Origin of the sequence: Halomonas rhizosphaerae (genome assembly GCF_030012485.1) — a bacterium.
GTDB classification, from domain to species: Bacteria; Pseudomonadota; Gammaproteobacteria; order Pseudomonadales; family Halomonadaceae; genus Halomonas; species Halomonas rhizosphaerae.
Genome location: NZ_JASCQQ010000012.1, coordinates 218,679 through 236,405, shown reverse-complemented (window position 1 = coordinate 236,405; position 17,727 = coordinate 218,679). Strand labels below are relative to the sequence as shown.

The following is a 17,727-nucleotide window of genomic DNA, read 5'->3' as shown; positions in this document are numbered from 1 at the left end:
CAACGCACCTCATGGAGTCGCCATGCCAGCCGCCCTGCCCCTGCCGCTCTCCACACCCAACCGCAACCTGGTGCGGCTGACCATCGTGCGCGGCATCACCTGGACCGGCTTCCTGGCCGCGATCATCATCGGCATCGAGGTGCTGGGCTTCTCGCTGGAGGTGCCTGCTGTGATCGCGGTGATCGTCGCCATGGGGGCGATCAACATCGCCACCTGGTGGCGCATGGGCCGCCCGCGGGCGGTGACCCACGGCGAGTACCTGGTCCACCTGCTGATCGACGTGACGGGCCTCACGCTGCTGTTCTACTTTACCGGCGGCTCCCACAACCCCTTCATCAACTACTACCTGGTGCCGGTCACCATCGCCGCGGCGACCCTCCCCTGGCGGCATGCCTGGGTGATCGCCGCCGCCTCCATGGCCGCCTACAGCTTCCTGATGGTGGCCTATCAGCCGGTACCGCAATTCGCCCAAGGCCACGGCGGGGCGACCCTCAGCCTTCACGTGCTGGGCATGTGGCTCAACTTCGGGCTCTCGGCAGGACTCGTCACCTTCTTCATCTACAAGATGGCCCGCGCCCTGCGTAGTCGCGACCAGGCGCTCTCGCGCACCCGCGAGGCCGCCCTGCGCAACGAGCAGGTGCTGGCCGTGGCCACCCAGGCAGCGGGTACCGCCCACGAACTGGGCACGCCGCTCTCCACCATGGCGGTGCTGCTCAGCGAGATGCGCGAGGACGCCAGGGACCACCCGGCCCTGATCCGGGACATCGAGCTGCTGCGCCAGCAGGTCGATACCTGCAAGTCGCGGCTGCGTCACCTGGTGGAGAGTGCCGACCGCCGACGCATGGCCGAACCCGAGATCCACGACGCCCAGGTCTGGCTGGCCGGGGTGGTCCAGCGCTGGCTGGTGCTGCGCCCCGATGTCAGCCACCACCTGGAGGTCGCCGAGCGGCGCGGCCATCCCTGGCTGGCGGTGGATGCCACCCTCGACCAGGCGCTGACCAACCTGCTCAACAACGCCGCCGACGCCAACCCGGACGACGTCACCATCCGGCTCGACTGGAACACCGACGAGGTGATCATCGACATCCGCGACCACGGTCCCGGCGTGGCGATGTCGATCGCCGACCAGCTGGGCGAGACCTTCGTCTCCACCAAGAGCAGGGGGCTGGGGATCGGCCTCTTCCTGACCCACGCCACCATCAACCGCTTCGGGGGCGGCGTGAGCCTGTACAATCACCCGGAGGGCGGCACCCTGACCGAGGTGACCCTGCCGCGCAGCCAGCCCGAAGCCTGACACCCGATGGTTGCCGGACCCCGTGACCCCCTGCGAGGACAACATGCAAGAGACCGCCGAACGCCTGCTGATCATCGATGACGACGAGATGTTCTGCCACGTGCTCGACCGCGCCCTGAGCCGCCGGGGCTTCGAGGTCCTGGTGGCCCATGACGCCGCCCAGGCCCTCTCCCTGGCGCGCCGCCACCAGCCCCAGCTGGCCACCCTGGACCTCAAGCTGGAACACGAGTCGGGACTGAAGCTGCTGCCGGAACTGCTGGAGATCGTGCCGGACTGCCGGGTGGTGGTGCTGACCGGCTACTCGAGCATCGCCACCGCGGTGGAGGCGATCAAGCTGGGCGCGGTGAACTACCTCTGCAAGCCGGCGGATGCCGACGAGGTGCTGCTGGCCCTGTCCCGGGCGGAGGGCGACCCGGAGACCGAGGTGGCCGACAATCCGCCGTCGATCAACCGCATCACCTGGGAGCACATACAGAAGGTGCTGCAGGAGCACGACGGCAACATCTCCGCCACCGCCCGCGCCCTGGGGATGCACCGCCGCACCCTGCAGCGCAAGCTGCAGAAGCGGCCGGTGAGGAGATGAAAAGCAAGGAGCAAGGAGCAAGGAGCAAGGAGCAAGGAGCAAGGACGTTGCCAATTAGCTATAGGCAACCCAAGGGGGGTTCCTTGTCACTTTCTCCTTGCCACTTGTACCTGGCCTAAGGCGCTTATTGGGCCGTCCAGCCCAGGTCGATGTTCCAGCTGGCCCCGGTGACGGCACCGGCGAGGTTGGAGGCCAGGTAGCCGACCAGCTCGGCCACCTCGGCGGGCTCGATGAGGCGCTTCACGGCCGCGTTCTTGAGCATGATCTTCTCGATCACCTCCTGCTCCTCCATGCCGTGCATCCTCGCCTGGTCGGCGATCTGGTTATCGACCAGCGGCGTCTTGACGTAGGCGGGGCAGATGGCATTGGCGGTGATGCCCTGGCTGCCGCCCTCCAGCGCCGCCGTCTTGGTCAGGCCGATCATGCCGTGCTTGGCGCTGATGTAGGCCGACTTGCCCGGCGAGGCCACCTGGGCATGGACCGAGGCGATGTTGACGATGCGGCCCCAGCCGTTCTCGCGCATGGAGGGCCAGGCGGCCTGGGTGAGCAGGAAGGGCGCGGTGAGCATCAGGTCGATGATCTGGCGCCACTTGTCCTCCGGGAATTCCTCGATGGGCGAGACGTGCTGGATGCCGGCATTGTTGACCAGGATGTCGACACGTCCGAAGCGCTTGACCGCCTCGGCCACCGCCGCCTTGCAGGCCTCGCCGTCGGTGAGGTCGGCCTGGAAGAAGGCGGCGCCCGCCTGTTCGGCAACCTCCTTGCCGGCCGGGTTGAAGTCCACGGCCAGCACCTGATGGCCCTGCTCGCAGAAATGACGAACCACGGCCTCGCCGATGCCGCTGCTGGTGCCGGTGACCAGGGCGACGCGGGGGATGGAAGCGTTGGCGGTCATGCATGACTCCTCTGTCCAGTCATCCGGGCCGGGATGGCGCCGGGCAGGCCCCTCTCTCGGGACCGGGTGGCATTGTCGAACTCCGCCACCAGCATAAGGCGGATGGCGCAGCGCGTCATCCGCTCACGGGTTCGGCGCGGCCGGGGTCATGACCCGCTCCATCAGCTGCTGGGCGAGACGACTGCCCTCCTGCAGGGAGCCGACGTCGGAGAGGTCCTCGAGCAGCTTGCAGCGCCACCACCAGTCCGCTTCGCCCAGGGATTCGAGCACGAAGGGGTAGCGCCCGGAGGGAAGGGCCAGCACCAGGTGCTCCGTCTTCGGCGGGGCGGCCGGTTCGTCGAGGACCAGGGCCAGCGACAGCGAAACGGGCGTGACCAGGGCACCGAGCAGCCCGCTGCGGCCATCCTTAAGCGAATGGGGCTGGAAGCAGAGGGCATCCACGCCCAGCCGCGGGTTGAAGCGGGGATCGCGCTTGGCGGCCTTCAGGTGGTGGCGGCTCCAGGCCTCGGCCAGCTGGCGAAGCCGGGCATACTGGTCGACAGTCAGTGCCTGCATGGTGTCCTCCAGGGCGGCGGGGGGCGCCAGTATAGCCGCCGCTCTCTGGCCTTCGCACCAGGCATTCGGCAGGGGCGTAGCGAGCTGCTAGCATGACAGGCCCTTCCCCTGCCGAGGAACCACCATGACCCCCGCCCAGCGACTGGAGATCGCCGTCGACATCGCCCACGAGGCCGGCCGGATGATCGTCGAGGCCCGTGAACGCCAGGTCTTCGGCCATCGCTACAAGCATGGCCACGAGCTGGTCACCGATACCGATGTCGAGGTGGATACGCGCATCGGCGAGCGCCTCGAGCAGCACTTCGCCGGGGAGGCGCGCCTCAGCGAGGAACTGGCCCCGGATCGCGAGGTACTGGCCAGCCCCCGGGCGCTATGGGTGGTGGACCCCATCGATGGCACGGTCAACTTCGCCCATGGGCTGCGCCATGTGGCGGTGTCCATCGGCTGGGCCAGCGGGGGCCGCACCCGCCTGGGCGTGGTGCATGCCCCCTTCCTCGGCGAGACCTTCACCGCGCTCGACGGCCAGGGGGCCTGGTGCAACGGCGAGGCGATCCACGCCAGTCGCACCAGCGAGATGGCCCACGCCCTGGTGGGCACCGGCTTCCCCTACCGCCGCGACAGCCGGCCGCCACTGATGCGTCGCCTCACCGCCGTGCTATCTCACTGCCAGGACGTGCGCCGCAACGGCTCGGCGGCCCTGGATCTGTGCGACGTGGCCTGCGGCCGACTGGATGCCTACTACGAGAGCGTCTCCCCCTGGGATTGCGCCGCCGGCTGGCTGATCGCCCGGGAGGCGGGCGCCCGCACCGGACACCTCTATCCCGGCCCGGCCGGGATTCCCGAGGACCTCTACGGGGAGAACTTGCTGGTGACCAGCCCGGATCTCCATGCCCCACTCGGCGACCTGCTGCGCCGGGCCGATACCGGGGAGGTCGAGCGCTGAACGCCGCGATAGCGGCGCGCCATCACCCCACAAGGGGGCGACTATTGGCGAAATCTCGTCTGCTCGGTCACAATGGCCGGCACTTTTTTCCGTCCCTCTTCACGCACCCTGCCGTGCAAGGAGTCGCTGCATGTTCATCGTCATCTTCGGTCGCCCCGCCTGCCCCTTCTGCGACCGTGCCAAGGCCCTCGCGGCCCGGCTCGAGAGTACCGGGGCCATCGAGGGTCATCGCTATGTCGACATCCATGCCGAGGGCATCACCAAGGCCGACATGGAGAAGACCATCGGCAAGCCGGTGCACACCGTGCCGCAGATCTTCGTCGACCAGACCCATGTCGGCGGCTTCACCGAGTTCGACCGCTACGTGCGTGACCAGGCCCTACTGACCGTCTCCGGCTGAGCCGCCAGCCCCTCGGCCACCTCTGACGCCGCCACTCGCCCGGGTCGCGGCGTCGCCGTTTCCCGCGGTGCTACCCTTGGAGCAGTCCCCCTGCCCGGAGCCGCCCATGGACCGCCCCCTCACCGTCCCCGACCCCGACCGCCACTGGCACCAGACCGGCGCCCAGCACCGCCGGCTGATCGAGGCCACCCGCGACCTTTCACCGCTGCGCACCGCGGTGGTCCACCCCTGCGACACGCCGTCCCTGGCCGGTGCCCTGGCCGCCTGGCGCGAGGGGCTGATCGAGCCCCTGCTGGTCGGTCCTCGGGCGCGCATCGAGGCCACCGCCGAGGAGCTGGGCGAGACCCTCGACGCGCTGAGGCTGATCGACACGCCGCACAGCCATGCCTCGGCAGAACGGGCCGTGCGCCTCGCCGCCGACGGGGAAGCGGAGGCGCTGATGAAGGGCGCCCTGCATACCGATGAGCTGATGAGCGCAGCGGTCGCTCGGCAGGCGGGGTTGCGCACCGAACGCCAGATGAGCCATGTCTATGCCCTGGACGTCCCCAGCTATCCGCGCCCGCTGCTGATCTCCGACGCCGCCCTGCACATCTCGCCGGACCTGGCCACCAAGGCCGACATCATCCAGAACGCCATCGACCTGGCGCGGGCCATCGGCATCGACCGCCCGCGGGTGGCCGTGCTCTCGGCAGTGGAAACGGTGCGCGCCACCCTGCCCTCCACCATCGAGGCCGCGGCACTGTGCAAGATGGCCGAACGCGGCCAGATCGAGGGCGGCGAGCTCGACGGCCCACTGGCCATCGACAATGCCGTCTCGCTGAGTGCCGCTCGCCAGAAGGGGCTCGACTCCCCCGTGGCCGGCCAGGCCGACATCCTGATCGCCCCGGACCTCGAGGCCGCCAACATGATCGCCAAGCTGCTGATCCATCTGGCCGGCGCCCAGGCCGCGGGGCTGGTGGTCGGCGCGCAGGTGCCGATCATGCTCACCAGCCGCGCCGACGACGTGGACACGCGACTGGCCTCCGCCGCCCTGGCCCAGCTGCTGGTGCGCCGTCAGGCCGAGGGGGCCGGGCCATGAGCCGAGCCCTGGTCCTCAATGCCGGCTCGGCGACCCTCAAGTTCGGGCTCTACGAAGCGGCGGACTGCCGTCTGCGCGGCGAGGTGGAGCGCATCGGCGACGCTCCGGCACTGCGGCTGGTCAGCGGCGACCTCGATACCGACGGCTTCGCCCCGGCGGACAGCGGCCACGCCGGCGTGGCCGAGGCGCTGCTCGACTGGCTGGGCAACCATTTCGACCTCGAGGGGCTCGCCGGCGTCGGCCACCGGGTGGTCCACGGCGGCACCCGACTGACCGAGCCGGTACGCCTGGATGCCGACCGCCTGGCCTACCTGGAAAGCCTGGAGCCCCTGGCACCCCTGCACCAGCCCCAGTCGCTGGCGATAATTCGCGACCTGATGGCGCGGCATCCGAGCCTGCCCCAGGTGGCTTGCTTCGACACCGCCTTCCACCGCACCCAGCCGCGAGTCCGGCAGCTCTTCGCCCTGCCGCGGCATCTCGCCAACGAGGGGGTACTACGCTACGGCTTCCACGGCCTCTCCTATGCCCACGTGGCCCGCCAGCTGCCGGCCGTGGTCGGCGAGGCGGCCGCACGGGGCCGGGTGGTGGTGGCCCACCTGGGCCAGGGATGCAGCCTCTGCGCACTGGAGAACGGCCGCAGCGTGGCGACGTCGATGGGTTTCACGGCGCTCGACGGCATGATGATGGGCAGCCGCTGCGGCCGCCTCGATCCCGGCGTGGTGCTCTACCTGCAGCAGCAGCGGGGCATGAGCGTCGCCGAGGTGGAGCGGCTGCTCTACCGCGACAGCGGCCTGCTCGGCGTCTCGGGGATCTCCGCCGACATGCGCGACCTGCTGGCAAGCCCCTCGCCCCATGCCGAGGAGGCTGTGGCGCTATTCGTCGATCGGCTGCTGGAGGAAATCGGTGCCTCGGTGGCACTGCTCGGTGGTCTCGATGCGCTGGTCTTCACCGGTGGCATCGGCGAGCACGCCGCCGAGATCCGCGCCCGCACCCTGAATGCCCTGGGCTGGCTGGGCATCCACCTCGACGCGCCGGCCAATGCCCGCCACGCCCTGCGTATCGATGGCAAGAAGGGCCCGGCCGTGGCCGTGGTCCCCACCGACGAGGAGGGCGAGATGGCCCGCGGCACCCTCGCCTGCCTCGATACGAGGTGATCCCGTCACGACGAACGTCTTCCCCGCGTTGAATGCCGCTCCGGACCCGCTGCCTATACTGGCGGCGTGCAGGCGCACAGGGCATCACGACAGAGGGACGAGGCACGATGCAACGGGAAGAGTTCGTCCAGCAGCTATGGCTGGACTATATCCACCAGCATCCGGACGTGGGCGGACTACGGCTCTGGCCCGTGGAAGCGCCGGCGGAGTACCTGGCAATCCTGACGCTGAACCATGGCCCCTGGGCCATGGAGGCCCTCCTGCCGACCCTGGTGCGCTACGGCTATCGTCCGCATCAGCGCTACGCCATGGCCGATCGCGGCCTGCTTGCCACCCTGCTCACCGCACCGGATGACGGCGCCTGGGTACTGCTCGCCGAGCTCCAGCTCGGCACCCTGTCGCGCCAGCCCCGCGAGCGCCTCCAGCAGCTGGTCGGCAATGCCGACTCCCGCGAGGCCCGCAGCCAGGCGCTGCTCTGCCATGGCCGCCCCTGGCCGATGCCCGACTGGGACACCTATCAGGCCCTCCACATGGCCCACCCGCTGGCCGGCTGGCTCTCGGTGATGGGGCCGCGGATGCATCACGCCGGCTTCGACTGCCAACGTCTGGGGCACGACATTATCGAACTCGACGGCCAGCTGCGCCAGGCGGGCCTCGCCGGCAGCAGCGACCGCCATCACGGCCTCTTCCCCGTCTCCCCGCTGCTCGACTACCGCTTCTATGCCACCAGCTCGAGGCGACTGGCCTTCGCCGAGGGCGACGAGCATCGCGTCGGCCTCGGCGGGCTCGCCCTCGTCCAGAAGCAGGTCAGCGCCAACCAGGAGCGTGCCGCCGAGCTTCTGCTGCCCCACCACACCCGCTGCGAGCTCTCCTGACCCCGGTCATCCACAGATTCTGTGGATAACGCTGTGCATCATCCCCGGGGAAGGCCGCCCGGGCGGGATGCCAGAGGGCCTGGCTCGGAATGGTCAGTTTTTCGACAGCCATTTTTCGATGTCCCTGACGAAAGCGGCCCGGACTCCAGTCCGGGCCGCAGGCCTTGCCAAAAACGGGGAGATCACTCCTCGAAGGTCATCTCCGGGACGTGGTCGGGCACTACCAGCTTGCCCGCGGTCAGCGACTCGATCTCCTCCACGGAGACCCCCGGCGCCCGTTCCTTGAGGTGGAAGGCACCGTCCTTGATCTCCAGGTAGGCGAGGTCGGTCAGCACCCGGTTGATGCAGCCCGCGCCAGTCAGCGGCAGGTTGCAGGATTCGAGCAGCTTGGACTCGCCGTGCTTGGAGGCGTGGGTCATGGTGCAGATGATGTTCTCGGCGCCGGCCACCAGGTCCATGGCGCCGCCCATGCCCTTGATCAGCTTGCCGGGGATCATCCAGGAAGCGATGTTGCCGTTCTGGTCCACCTCGAAGGCGCCCAGCACGGTCAGGTCCACATGGCCGCCGCGGATCATGGCGAAGGATTCCGCCGACGAAAAGATCGCCGCGCCCGGACGGGCGGTGACCGTCTCCTTGCCGGCGTTGATCATGTCCGGGTCGACCTCCTCCTCGGAGGGATAGCGCCCCATGCCCAGCAGGCCGTTCTCGGACTGCAGCATCACGTCGATACCGTCGGGGATATAGTTGGCCACCAGGGTCGGGATGCCGATGCCCAGGTTGACGTAGAAGCCATCCTCGAGTTCGCGCGCCACGCGCATTGCCATCTGTTCGCGAGTCAGTGCCATCTTGTTGCCTCTTGTGTTCGTTGGAGAAGCGGTTGCAGGAAGCGCCGGCGTTGGTTGCCGGGCGTCACGGACGCGAAGGGCGTTCAACCCTTGCGGACGGTGCGCTTCTCGATGCGCTTCTCGAAGCTGCCCTGGATCAGGCGGTCGACATAGATACCCGGGGTGTGGATCTGGTCGGGCTTGAGCTCGCCGGGCTCGACGATCTCCTCGACCTCGACCACGGTGATCTTGCCCGCGGTGGCGGCCATCGGATTGAAGTTCTGGGCGGTGTCGCGATACACGACGTTGCCGTAGCGGTCGGCCTTCCAGCCCTTGACGATGGCGAAATCCCCTACCACTGACTCCTCGAGGATATAGTGGCGACCGTTGAACTCGCGCACCTCCTTGCCTTCGCCGATCGGCGTGCCGTAGCCGGTGGCGGTATAGAAGGCCGGGATGCCGGCGCCGCCGGCACGCATCTTCTCCGCCAGGGTGCCCTGAGGGGTGAGGACCACCTCGATCTCATCGTTGAGCATCTGCTGCTCGAAGAGCGCATTCTCGCCGACGTAGGAGGCATGGATCCGGCTGATCTGCTTGTCCTCGAGCAGCAGGCCCAGGCCGAAGCCGTCGACGCCGCAGTTGTTGGACCATACCGTCAGGTCCTTGACGCCGCGACGCTTGATCTCGGCGATCAGGTTCTCGGGGATGCCGCAGAGACCGAAGCCGCCGGCGATCACGGTCATGCCGCTCTCGATGCCGTCCATTGCCTCTTCGTAGGAATACACACGCTTGTCGAATCCGGCCATAGTGGCGCCTCGCGTTGTTGTGGAGTGAGTTGTGGAGTGAGTGGGCAGAATGTCAGGCCAGTGTTGCCGCTGCCAATATATTTGTTAAGTTTGTTTTATTTATCGATTGATCCGTTTTGCTCATAAATTTGACCTTGGTAGCATGCCATGACCGTCAAGCAGCTTCGCGCCTTCCTCGCCGTGGCCCGGACCCTGAGCTTCACCCAGGCCTGCGAGCACCTTCATCTCTCCCAGCCCGCCCTGAGCCTGGCGATCAAGGGGCTCGAGGAGAGTCTGGGCGGTCGCCTGCTGATCCGCAGTACTCGCAGCGTACGGCTCACCCCGGAAGGCGAGTCGCTGGTGCCCCTGGCCAAGCGGCTGATCGCCGAATGGGACAACACCGAGGAGCTGTTGCGCCAGCGCTTCACCCTGCAGCTCGGCCGCCTGGCGGTGGCCACCATGCCCTCCTTTGCCAGCAACCTGCTGCCCCCCGCCCTGCGCGTCTTCCGCCAGCGTCATCCGAGGGTCAACGTCACGGTACATGACGTCATCAACGAGCAGGTGATCGAGATGGTGCGTGCCCGCCAGGTCGAGCTGGGGCTGGTGTTCGAGCCGGAGGCCACCGGTAGCCTCACCTTCACCCCGCTGTTTCGCGACCGCTTCGTTGCAGTGGTGCCGGCCGATTCGCGTCTGGCCGAGCGGGCACGGCTCGGCTGGGCGACACTGATGACCCGCGACTTCATCGCTCTGCAGCGCCCCTCCATGGTGCGCCGGCTGCTGGAACAGCAGCTACAGAGTCGCGGCGTGACGCTTCCCGCCGCCTTCGAGTGCCACCAGCTGGCCACCGTAGGGCGCATGGTCGCCAGCGGCCTGGGGGTCAGCGCGGTCCCGTCGCTGTGCATTGCCCAGATGCAGGAGCTCGGCGCCGTCTGCGTGCCCCTCGAGGATCCGGTGATCGAACGCGACGTCGGCGTGCTGACCTGGAACAACCACGAGCTGTCGGTGGCCGCCCTGGCGCTGCAGGAGGTGCTCGCCGAGACCATCCGCACCCCTCGCCTCACCGTGGGACGTTGACCCCGGCGGCTGGGCAGTCCGCGGTCGATCCATTAGCATGGGCAGCTCGTCAATCCGGCCGAGGAGACAGGCATGCCGACCCTCAGGGGGTTCGTCAGCATCCTGCTGCTGACTCTCACTACCCTCGCCTGGGGGGTTCCGCTGATCCTGCTCACCCTGATCAAGCTGGTGACCCCGGGGCGTCGGCTGCGCCGCCGGGTGCTGACGGCCCTCAACTGGGTCGCGCTCAACTGGGTGGGCAGCAACCTCTGGTGGATGCGTCGCTGGCTGAGGCCGCGGCTGGAGATGGCGCTGCCCGAGGGACTGTCCCGCGACCAGTGGTGGCTGGTGCTCTCGAACCATCGCAGCTGGACCGACATCTTCCTGCTGTTCTTCGCCCTGCATCGGCGCATTCCCATGCCTCACTTCTTCGTCAAGCGCCAGCTGATCTGGATCCCCATCGTCGGCCTGGCCTTCTGGGCCATGGAGTTCCCCATGCTGCGCCGCCTGACCCGCGAACAGCGCGAGCGCAACCCGCAGCTGGCGCGCCGCGACCGCGAGGCCACCGAGCGCATGTGCCGCCACGCTCGGGAGCGCCCCATCGCCATCTACAACTTCGTCGAGGGCACCCGTTTTACCCCTGCCAAGCATGCCGCCCAGGACGCTCCCTATCGCCACCTGCTGAGGCCTCGCGCCGGCGGCATCGCCCAGGTGGTGAGCCTGCTCGGCGACCGCCTCGGCGGCATCCTGGATGTCACCCTGCACTACGACAATCCCGACCCGAGCTTCTGGGGCTTCCTCTGCGGCCGCGAGGGACGAGTGCGGCTGGAGGCCCGCCGCCTGGCGGTCCCGGCCTGGATGCTCGAGGGCGACTATCACGACGACACGGACTACAAGGAACGCTTCCAGTCATGGCTCAACGCCCTGTGGCAGGACAAGGATCACCGTCTCGACTCATCGCGCTGACCCTGCTGCTGGTCACCCTGGCGCTGCTGCTGGCCGGCTGCGCCGGGCGCGGTGGCGAGGGGCGTCCGGTCGAGGAGATCGCCGGCGAGTGGGTCACCATCCAGCGCGGCGACACCCTGGGCGAGATCGCCCGTCGCGCCGAGGTGCCCCTGGTGCGCCTGGAGCGCTTCAACCCCGGCGTCGATGCCCGGCACCTGGCCGTGGGCCAGCGCCTGCTGGTCCCCGGACGTGACGAGCGGGCCCCGTCGGGAGGCCCCTATCGCTACCGGGTACGCCCGGGGGATACCTACAGCGCCATCGCGCGGCGCTTCGGCGGCCGCGCCGACCGGATCCAGGCGGCCAATCCCGGCCTGTCACCCACCGGCCTGAGGGTCGATCAGTTGATCCAGGTGCCGCTGGGAGGCCGGCAGGCGGCTGCCACGGACACGTCAGGGGGAAGCACCGGCAGCAAGGCATCAGGCAAGCCCCAGGCCGCCCGGCCGCCGAGCAAGCGCCTGCCGGACCCCGGGAAGCTGTCCGCCTCCTCGCGGGGCTGGCCCTGGCCGCTGGAGGAGTACCGGGTCGAGCGTGCCTTCGGCACCGATGGGCGTGGCACCTTGCAGCCCATGCTGCTGGCCACCGGCCGGGGGAGCCGGGCCCGTGCCGTGGCCGATGGCGAGGTACGGTTCGCCGACAGCATGCGCCAGCTCGGCCAGGTGGTGATCGTCCACCATGCCGACAACCTGCAGAGCGTCTATGCCCTCTGCGCGAGGCCGCTGGTGGCCAGCGGCGACGCGGTCACCCGCGGGACCCCGGTGTGCGAGGTCGGCCAGCAGGATGGCAGTCCGCGGCTGCTCTTCGACATGCGCCATGGCGGCAAGCCCATCGACCCGGCGCGGGTGCTGCGCTGACGGAGGCGGCGGTGCCCTGCGTTGAATTGCCGGGCAGCCGTCATCCGGCCTTCATCGCCGTGTCGTGCGGCTGTCATGGCCAGCCGGCATCCTCGACGGTGTCAGCCCCCTCCGGGCCTGCCACCGCACGAGGAACCCCATGCGCATCTGCCTGGTCAGTGAAACCTGGTCCCCCGAGATCAACGGCGTCGCCCATACCCTGGGCCAACTCGGCATGGAACTGCGTCGACGTGGCGTGGCCCTTCAGCTGATCCGGCCCCGGCCGGCAAACGGGTCCGCGCCGCGGACCGAGGGGATGGAGGCGGAGCTCCGGGTGCGCGGGCTGGGCCTGCCCGGCTATCGCCAGGTGCGTATCGGCCTGCCGGCCACGGCGGCCATCCAGCGCCTGTGGCGACAACAGCGCCCGACGGCCGTCTACCTGGCCACCCAGGGACCGCTGGGCTGGTCGGCCCTGCGCGCTGCCGAGCGGCTGGGCATACCGGTGGTCAGCGGCTGGCACACCAACTTCGACCACTACTGCCGCGACTACGGGCTGCCCTGGCTGGCGCCGCTGGTGCTGCGTCGCCTGAGACACTTCCACAACCGCACGGCCGCCACCCTGGTGCCGACCCGTGCCCAGGCCGAGGCGCTGGGTGGCCGCGGATTTGCCAACGTGCGGGTCATGGCCCGTGGCATCGACGGCGAGCGCTTCTCCCCGGCCCATCGTGACACGGTGCTGCGCGCCGCCTGGGGCAGCGATGCCCATCGTCCGGTGGCGCTGCACGTGGGACGCCTCGCCGCGGAGAAGAACCTCGACCTGCTGCGCGACACCTTCACGGCGATGCTTGCCGCCCGCCCGGACATCAGCCTGGTGGTGGTCGGCGACGGCCCGGGGCGCGCCGCGCTGCAGCGTGCCCTGCCCCAGGCCCATTTCACCGGCTTCATCGACCGGGAAAGCCTGGTACGCCATTACGCCAGTGCCGACCTCTTCGTCTTTCCCTCGATCTCCGAGACCTGGGGCAATGTGGTGCTCGAGGCCATGGCCAGCGGCCTGGCCGTGGTGGCCTTCCGCCATGCCGCCGGCGCCGAGCTGATAGATGACGACCTCACCGGCATCAGCCTGCCGGTGGGCGACGAGGCCGGCTTCCGGGAAGCCGCCGCGACCCTCTGCCAGCAGCCTGCCCGCTATGCCCGCCTGGGTCGCGCCGCCAGGGAGCGCGCCCTGAGGTACCGCTGGTCGGCGATTGCCGATACCTTCCTCGCCACCCTGGCCCAACCACGGGAGCACCACGATGAAGCCGCAGCCTCCTGCCGTGTTTGAACGTCTCGACCTCATCGAGTGGCAGCTCTGCCAGCGCCTGGCTGGGTTCAACGTCCACCCGCCCTGGCTGGCCCTGCTGCGGCTGGCCAGCAGGCTGGGGGACTGGCCGCTCTGGGTCGGACTGATCCTCGCCCAGCCGCTGCTCCACCCCGCCGGTGGCGGTCAGCGGGTGGTGCAATACACCGCGACGGCCCTGCTGGCCATCGGGATCTACCGGCTACTGAAGACCCGCCTGTGTCGCGAGCGCCCCTTCATCACCTTCAGCGGCATCATCCGCTGCAGCGAGCCCGCAAGGGACCGCTACAGCTTTCCCAGCGGCCATACCATGCATGCGGTGCTGTTCTGCTCCCTGACCGCCGCCCATGCCCCCTGGCTGCTACCGGGGCTGGTTCCCGTCGCCCTGCTGATTGCCGTGTCGCGGGTGGGCCTGGGGCTGCACTACATCAGCGATGTGGCGGCCGGTGCCCTTCTCGGGCTGGGCTTTGCCCTGGCCAGCCTGCAGCTGGCCGGCTGACAGGACACCATTGGCCGCCAGCGGCTCGGGCTGGCATCCTGACGTCATGACCTCTCCCCCCACCCTGCCGGGCGAGCCCCTGCTCGACTCGCCGTCCCTGACCCTCTTCACCGGCCTGCTCGGCGAGCCGACCGCAACCCGGCTGCTGAACGAGCTCGACCAGGCGCTGGCGTGGCAGCGACCTACCCTGCGTCTCTACGGACGCGAGCATCCGATCCCGCGCCGCCAGCTCTGGATGGGCGACCTCGACGCCCGCTACCGCTATTCGGGCCGGGACTTCCTGCCCGAGCCCTGGCATCCCGCGGTCTCGACCCTGCGTGCGGCCGTGATCCGGCGCCTGGCGGATGCCGGCCTCGCGGCCCGCTTCAACAGCGTGCTGCTCAATCGCTATGCCGGCGGCGAGGAGCGCATGGGCTGGCACAGCGACGACGAACCCGAGCTTGGCCCGGACCCGCTGATCGCCGCGGTGAGCCTGGGCAGCGAACGGCCGCTGCGCTTCCGCTGGAAGGATCGCTCGCATGCGGCCTTCAACGTCTGGCTGCCCCATGACAGCCTGCTGCTGATGGGGGCCGGCGTGCAGGAGAGGCTGCAGCATGCCCTGCTGCCGCGCCGGTTGCCCGGGTTGCGTATCAGCCTGACCTTCCGCCGGGTTCACCTGGCGGCGTCGCCTGCCTGACACCCTGCCGTCCTTGATGGACGCTCCTTACGGCAGAACGGCCACCCCGGATCGGGATGGCCGCTGAGGGAGGCTCGATAGATAACGGTATAAAAAGGCGGGCATCAACCCCGATGGTAGCCGGGCGTGACGAAGGGCATCCTGGTCACCGTCATCGGCAGGCGCTTGCCGCGCACCTCGGCATACACCGTGGTGCCGACCTCGCTGGCCTCGATGGCCACGTAGCCCATCGCCACCGGCCGCCCGACGCTGGGGCCGAAGCCTCCCGAGGTCACGTGACCCAGCCGGTTATCCTCGGCATCATAGAGCTCGGCCCCCTCGCGCACCGGGGCGCGGCCCTCGCCGAGCAGCCCGACCCGCTTGCGGCGATGGTCCTTCTCGGCCACCTGATGCAGGATCAGGTCGGCGCCGGGGAAACCACCGGCACGCTCGCCCCCGCGCCGGCGAGGCTTGCCGATGGCCCAAATCAGTCCCGCTTCCACCGGCGTCGTCTCGGTGTCGATATCGTGGCCATAGAGGCACAGGCCCGCCTCGAGGCGCAGCGAGTCACGGGCCCCCAGGCCGATCGCCTCGACCTCCTCTTCCCCCAGCAGGCGACGCGCCAGGGCCTCGGTCTGCTCGGCGGCCACCGACATCTCGAAGCCGTCCTCGCCGGTGTAGCCGCTGCGGCTGACCCAGACGTCGATGCCCTCGATGGTGAAGTGGCCATGCTGCATGAAGACCATCTCGCAGGCCTCGGGGCACAGGCGCTGCATCACCTCCGCCGCCGCCGGTCCCTGCAGCGCCAGCAGGCCCCGGTCGACCACCTCGACCTCGTGGTCGGGCAGGCCGCGACGCAGGTGGGCGATGTCCTGTTCCCGGCAGGCGGCGTTGACCACCAGGTAGAGGTGATCCCCGCCATTGACCACCATCAGGTCATCGAGGATGCCGCCCTCCTCGGCGGTGAACAGCGCGTAGCGCTGCATGCCCTCGGCCAGCCCGACGATGTCCGCCGGCACCAGGGTCTCCAGCGCCTCGGCCGGCCGCGGGCCCCGCAGCAGGATCTGCCCCATATGGGAGACATCGAAGAGCCCACAGGCGCGGCGGGTATGCTCATGCTCGCGCTTGACCCCCAGCGGATACTGCACCGGCATGTCGTAGCCGGCGAAGGGCACCATCTTGCCCCCCAGTTCCACGTGCAGGGCGTGCAGGGGGGTATGCTTGAGTTCACTCATGTCGTCACCACTCATGGCTTGGGGGGCCAACGCAAGAGAGGTGCCCCTCGGGACACCTCTCCGGCGTGACGCACCCTCAGGATTTGTCGTGGTCCAGTTCCTCGCCCGGCAGGATCTCCTTGCCGTCGAAGTAGTCACGGGCCAGCTTGAAGACCACCGGCGACAGCAGCGCCAGGGCGATCAGGTTGGGGATGGCCATCATGGCATTGAAGGTGTCGGCCATCAGCCAGATGAAGCCCAGCTGGGCCATGGCACCCAGCGGGATTGCCAGCACGAACAGCACCCGGTAGAGCATGATCGATCGGGTACCGAACAGGAACTGGAAGCACTTCTCCCCGTAGAAGGACCAGCCCAGGATGGTGGTGAAGGCGAACACCGCCAGCGCCAGCGACACGATCTGGTTGCCCATGCCGGGCAGGGCCTCGTCGAAGGAGAGCGCGGTCAGCGACGCCCCGGCCTCCCCGGTCTCCCAGACACCCGCGGTCAGGATGACCAGCGCGGTGATGGAGCAGACGATGATGGTGTCGATGAAGGTACCCAGCATGGCGATCAGGCCCTGGCGAACCGGGTTCTTGGTCTGGGCCGCGGCGTGGGCGATGGGCGCGCTACCCAGGCCAGCCTCGTTGGAGAAGATGCCGCGGGCCACACCGAAGCGGATCGCCGCCATCACCGCCGCGCCGGCGAAGCCGCCCATGGCCGCATGCGGGTTGAAGGCGTAGTAGAAGATCATGCTGAACGCCTCACCGATCTGGCCGGCGTTGATCGCCAGCACGACCAGGCCGGCCAGCACGTAGAGGATGCCCATGACCGGCACCAGCTTGCCCGCCACCTTGGCGATACGCTTGATGCCGCCGAGGATCACGGCCCCGGCCAGCACCATGATCACCACCCCGGTGATCCAGTGCGGCAGGCCGAAGGTGGAGTCCAGGGCATCCGCCACGGAGTTCGACTGCACGGTGTTACCGATGCCGAAGGCCGCCACGGCGCCGAAGAAGGCGAAGGCACCGCCCAGCCACAGCCACTTCTTGCCCAGTCCGTTCTTGATGTAGAACATCGGGCCGCCGACATGGTAGCCGGTGCTGTCGGTCTCGCGGTAACGCACCGCCAGCACCGCCTCGGCGAACTTCGTCGCCATGCCCACCAGGGCCGTGATCCACATCCAGAACACCGCCCCCGGGCCACCCAGGGCGATGGCGGTGGCCACCCCGGCGATGTTGCCGGTCCCGATGGTGGCGGAGAGCGCCGTCATCAAGGCATTGAAGGGCGAGATCTCACCGTCTTCGAGCTTCTCGGCCTTCTTGCCCGGCTCGGGTTTCTTGTCACGCCCCTGCCACATCAGCTTGAAGCCGGTGCCGAGCTTGCGGATCGGCATCAGCTTCAGGCCGAGCTGCAGGTAGAGGCCCACCCCCAGCAGCAGGATGAGCATCAATGGCCCCCATACCACGCCATTGATGGCACCGAAGATACTGTTCAAGGTTTCCACGAGAGTCTCCCTTAATTCACGCTTGTTGTTGTGACCCGCCATGCGCTTCCGGGCTCGCCTGACCTCGGGAAAGACGAAATGGCATGGCCGGGCCAGGCTTCGACGAAAGATCGACAGGACGAACGCCTTCACGATAGCGGATCATGCCACTGATGCACCAGCCCGATGAGCCGGGGGAGACACCACAGCGGCACCGCGCAGGATGACGCCGCCTGTTTCCGATCGGAAACGCGGCAAGCCTACTG

At 68.8% G+C, this 17,727-nt stretch carries 19 protein-coding genes; 13 read left to right on the top strand and 6 right to left on the bottom strand.

The annotated features are described in order from the left end of the window. Window positions 1-22: 22 nt before the first annotated feature. Together QLQ86_RS06780 and QLQ86_RS06775 are read left to right on the top strand one after the other, a co-directional pair. Window positions 23-1,294, top strand: coding sequence for an ATP-binding protein (locus tag QLQ86_RS06780; protein ID WP_282816323.1), 1,272 nt, complete (start codon window positions 23-25; stop codon window positions 1,292-1,294). 43 nt (window positions 1,295-1,337) lie between these two features. Then, window positions 1,338-1,877 carry a response regulator transcription factor gene (locus QLQ86_RS06775; RefSeq protein ID WP_282816322.1) on the top strand — a complete coding sequence of 180 codons (540 nt, stop codon included), beginning with the start codon at window positions 1,338-1,340 and terminating at the stop codon, window positions 1,875-1,877. A gap of 124 nt (window positions 1,878-2,001) precedes the next feature. On the opposite strand, the gene QLQ86_RS06770 is transcribed toward QLQ86_RS06775, so the two are convergent. Further along, window positions 2,002-2,772, bottom strand: a complete 771-nt coding sequence (locus tag QLQ86_RS06770) for a 3-hydroxybutyrate dehydrogenase (RefSeq protein ID WP_282816321.1) — start codon at window positions 2,770-2,772, stop codon at window positions 2,002-2,004. A 123-nt stretch (window positions 2,773-2,895) separates the two neighbouring features. Then, window positions 2,896-3,327: a [NiFe]-hydrogenase assembly chaperone HybE gene (gene hybE / locus QLQ86_RS06765; RefSeq protein WP_282816320.1), complete on the bottom strand. Its 432-nt coding sequence runs from the start codon at window positions 3,325-3,327 to the stop codon at window positions 2,896-2,898. Between the two features lie 124 nt (window positions 3,328-3,451). Between hybE and QLQ86_RS06760 the strand changes: the two genes are divergently transcribed. The 5 genes from QLQ86_RS06760 (at window position 3,452) to QLQ86_RS06740 (ending at window position 7,777) form a co-directional block, all read left to right on the top strand. Continuing rightward, window positions 3,452-4,270 carry an inositol monophosphatase family protein gene (locus tag QLQ86_RS06760; protein WP_282816319.1) on the top strand — a complete coding sequence of 273 codons (819 nt, stop codon included), beginning with the start codon at window positions 3,452-3,454 and terminating at the stop codon, window positions 4,268-4,270. Between the two features lie 130 nt (window positions 4,271-4,400). Then, window positions 4,401-4,670 carry a GrxA family glutaredoxin gene (locus QLQ86_RS06755; protein WP_282736008.1) on the top strand — a complete coding sequence of 90 codons (270 nt, stop codon included), beginning with the start codon at window positions 4,401-4,403 and terminating at the stop codon, window positions 4,668-4,670. Window positions 4,671-4,776: 106 nt separating this feature from the next. Beyond that, on the top strand, window positions 4,777-5,748 hold the full coding sequence (locus tag QLQ86_RS06750) for a bifunctional enoyl-CoA hydratase/phosphate acetyltransferase (RefSeq protein ID WP_282816318.1): 972 nt from the start codon (window positions 4,777-4,779) through the stop codon (window positions 5,746-5,748). Beyond that, the gene (locus QLQ86_RS06745; protein ID WP_282816317.1) at window positions 5,745-6,902 is read left to right on the top strand and encodes an acetate/propionate family kinase; all 1,158 of its coding nucleotides are present in this window, start codon (window positions 5,745-5,747) and stop codon (window positions 6,900-6,902) included. Before QLQ86_RS06750 ends, QLQ86_RS06745 begins: the two co-directional genes overlap by 4 nt. Window positions 6,903-7,009: 107 nt before the next feature. Further along, entirely contained in the window at window positions 7,010-7,777 is a 768-nt protein-coding gene (locus QLQ86_RS06740; protein ID WP_282816316.1) for a VOC family protein, read from the top strand. A gap of 182 nt (window positions 7,778-7,959) precedes the next feature. Here QLQ86_RS06740 and QLQ86_RS06735 read toward each other — a convergent pair whose 3' ends face one another. Together QLQ86_RS06735 and QLQ86_RS06730 are read right to left on the bottom strand one after the other, a co-directional pair. Continuing rightward, window positions 7,960-8,622 carry a CoA transferase subunit B gene (locus QLQ86_RS06735; RefSeq protein WP_282736012.1) on the bottom strand — a complete coding sequence of 221 codons (663 nt, stop codon included), beginning with the start codon at window positions 8,620-8,622 and terminating at the stop codon, window positions 7,960-7,962. Window positions 8,623-8,705: 83 nt separating this feature from the next. Continuing rightward, window positions 8,706-9,407 (bottom strand): CoA transferase subunit A, encoded by a 702-nt coding sequence (locus tag QLQ86_RS06730; protein ID WP_282736013.1) that lies wholly within the window; start codon window positions 9,405-9,407, stop codon window positions 8,706-8,708. A gap of 147 nt (window positions 9,408-9,554) precedes the next feature. Here QLQ86_RS06730 and QLQ86_RS06725 point away from each other — a divergent pair, with 147 nt between their 5' ends. The 6 genes from QLQ86_RS06725 to QLQ86_RS06700 all read left to right on the top strand — a co-directional run bounded on the left by QLQ86_RS06725 (window position 9,555) and on the right by QLQ86_RS06700 (window position 14,785). Beyond that, window positions 9,555-10,460, top strand: coding sequence for a LysR family transcriptional regulator (locus QLQ86_RS06725; RefSeq protein ID WP_282736014.1), 906 nt, complete (start codon window positions 9,555-9,557; stop codon window positions 10,458-10,460). A 72-nt stretch (window positions 10,461-10,532) separates the two neighbouring features. Next, the gene (locus QLQ86_RS06720; protein WP_282816315.1) at window positions 10,533-11,405 is read left to right on the top strand and encodes an acyltransferase; all 873 of its coding nucleotides are present in this window, start codon (window positions 10,533-10,535) and stop codon (window positions 11,403-11,405) included. Beyond that, entirely contained in the window at window positions 11,351-12,295 is a 945-nt protein-coding gene (locus tag QLQ86_RS06715; protein ID WP_282736016.1) for a M23 family metallopeptidase, read from the top strand. Before QLQ86_RS06720 ends, QLQ86_RS06715 begins: the two co-directional genes overlap by 55 nt. Window positions 12,296-12,434: 139 nt before the next feature. Beyond that, the gene (locus tag QLQ86_RS06710; protein ID WP_282736017.1) at window positions 12,435-13,595 is read left to right on the top strand and encodes a glycosyltransferase family 4 protein; all 1,161 of its coding nucleotides are present in this window, start codon (window positions 12,435-12,437) and stop codon (window positions 13,593-13,595) included. After that, window positions 13,567-14,109, top strand: a complete 543-nt coding sequence (locus QLQ86_RS06705) for a phosphatase PAP2 family protein (RefSeq protein WP_282816314.1) — start codon at window positions 13,567-13,569, stop codon at window positions 14,107-14,109. Before QLQ86_RS06710 ends, QLQ86_RS06705 begins: the two co-directional genes overlap by 29 nt. A 46-nt stretch (window positions 14,110-14,155) precedes the next feature. Beyond that, complete coding sequence (locus tag QLQ86_RS06700) at window positions 14,156-14,785, top strand: alpha-ketoglutarate-dependent dioxygenase AlkB family protein (RefSeq protein ID WP_282816313.1); 630 nt, start codon at window positions 14,156-14,158, stop codon at window positions 14,783-14,785. A 104-nt stretch (window positions 14,786-14,889) separates the two neighbouring features. On the opposite strand, the gene gcvT is transcribed toward QLQ86_RS06700, so the two are convergent. Further along, entirely contained in the window at window positions 14,890-15,999 is a 1,110-nt protein-coding gene (gcvT, locus tag QLQ86_RS06695; RefSeq protein ID WP_282816312.1) for a glycine cleavage system aminomethyltransferase GcvT, read from the bottom strand. A gap of 76 nt (window positions 16,000-16,075) precedes the next feature. Then, complete coding sequence (locus QLQ86_RS06690; protein WP_282736021.1) at window positions 16,076-17,482, bottom strand: alanine/glycine:cation symporter family protein; 1,407 nt, start codon at window positions 17,480-17,482, stop codon at window positions 16,076-16,078. Window positions 17,483-17,727: the final 245 nt, after the last annotated feature.

Coding starts and splice junctions, on each gene's coding strand:
- QLQ86_RS06780 (WP_282816323.1), top strand. CDS start 23: ATGCCAGCCGCCCTGCCCCTGCCGCTCTCCACACCCAACCGCAACCTG.
- QLQ86_RS06775 (WP_282816322.1), top strand. CDS start 1,338: ATGCAAGAGACCGCCGAACGCCTGCTGATCATCGATGACGACGAGATG.
- QLQ86_RS06770 (WP_282816321.1), bottom strand. CDS start 2,772: ATGACCGCCAACGCTTCCATCCCCCGCGTCGCCCTGGTCACCGGCACC.
- hybE (WP_282816320.1), bottom strand. CDS start 3,327: ATGCAGGCACTGACTGTCGACCAGTATGCCCGGCTTCGCCAGCTGGCC.
- QLQ86_RS06760 (WP_282816319.1), top strand. CDS start 3,452: ATGACCCCCGCCCAGCGACTGGAGATCGCCGTCGACATCGCCCACGAG.
- QLQ86_RS06755 (WP_282736008.1), top strand. CDS start 4,401: ATGTTCATCGTCATCTTCGGTCGCCCCGCCTGCCCCTTCTGCGACCGT.
- QLQ86_RS06750 (WP_282816318.1), top strand. CDS start 4,777: ATGGACCGCCCCCTCACCGTCCCCGACCCCGACCGCCACTGGCACCAG.
- QLQ86_RS06745 (WP_282816317.1), top strand. CDS start 5,745: ATGAGCCGAGCCCTGGTCCTCAATGCCGGCTCGGCGACCCTCAAGTTC.
- QLQ86_RS06740 (WP_282816316.1), top strand. CDS start 7,010: ATGCAACGGGAAGAGTTCGTCCAGCAGCTATGGCTGGACTATATCCAC.
- QLQ86_RS06735 (WP_282736012.1), bottom strand. CDS start 8,622: ATGGCACTGACTCGCGAACAGATGGCAATGCGCGTGGCGCGCGAACTC.
- QLQ86_RS06730 (WP_282736013.1), bottom strand. CDS start 9,407: ATGGCCGGATTCGACAAGCGTGTGTATTCCTACGAAGAGGCAATGGAC.
- QLQ86_RS06725 (WP_282736014.1), top strand. CDS start 9,555: ATGACCGTCAAGCAGCTTCGCGCCTTCCTCGCCGTGGCCCGGACCCTG.
- QLQ86_RS06720 (WP_282816315.1), top strand. CDS start 10,533: ATGCCGACCCTCAGGGGGTTCGTCAGCATCCTGCTGCTGACTCTCACT.
- QLQ86_RS06715 (WP_282736016.1), top strand. CDS start 11,351: ATGGCTCAACGCCCTGTGGCAGGACAAGGATCACCGTCTCGACTCATC.
- QLQ86_RS06710 (WP_282736017.1), top strand. CDS start 12,435: ATGCGCATCTGCCTGGTCAGTGAAACCTGGTCCCCCGAGATCAACGGC.
- QLQ86_RS06705 (WP_282816314.1), top strand. CDS start 13,567: ATGAAGCCGCAGCCTCCTGCCGTGTTTGAACGTCTCGACCTCATCGAG.
- QLQ86_RS06700 (WP_282816313.1), top strand. CDS start 14,156: ATGACCTCTCCCCCCACCCTGCCGGGCGAGCCCCTGCTCGACTCGCCG.
- gcvT (WP_282816312.1), bottom strand. CDS start 15,999: ATGAGTGAACTCAAGCATACCCCCCTGCACGCCCTGCACGTGGAACTG.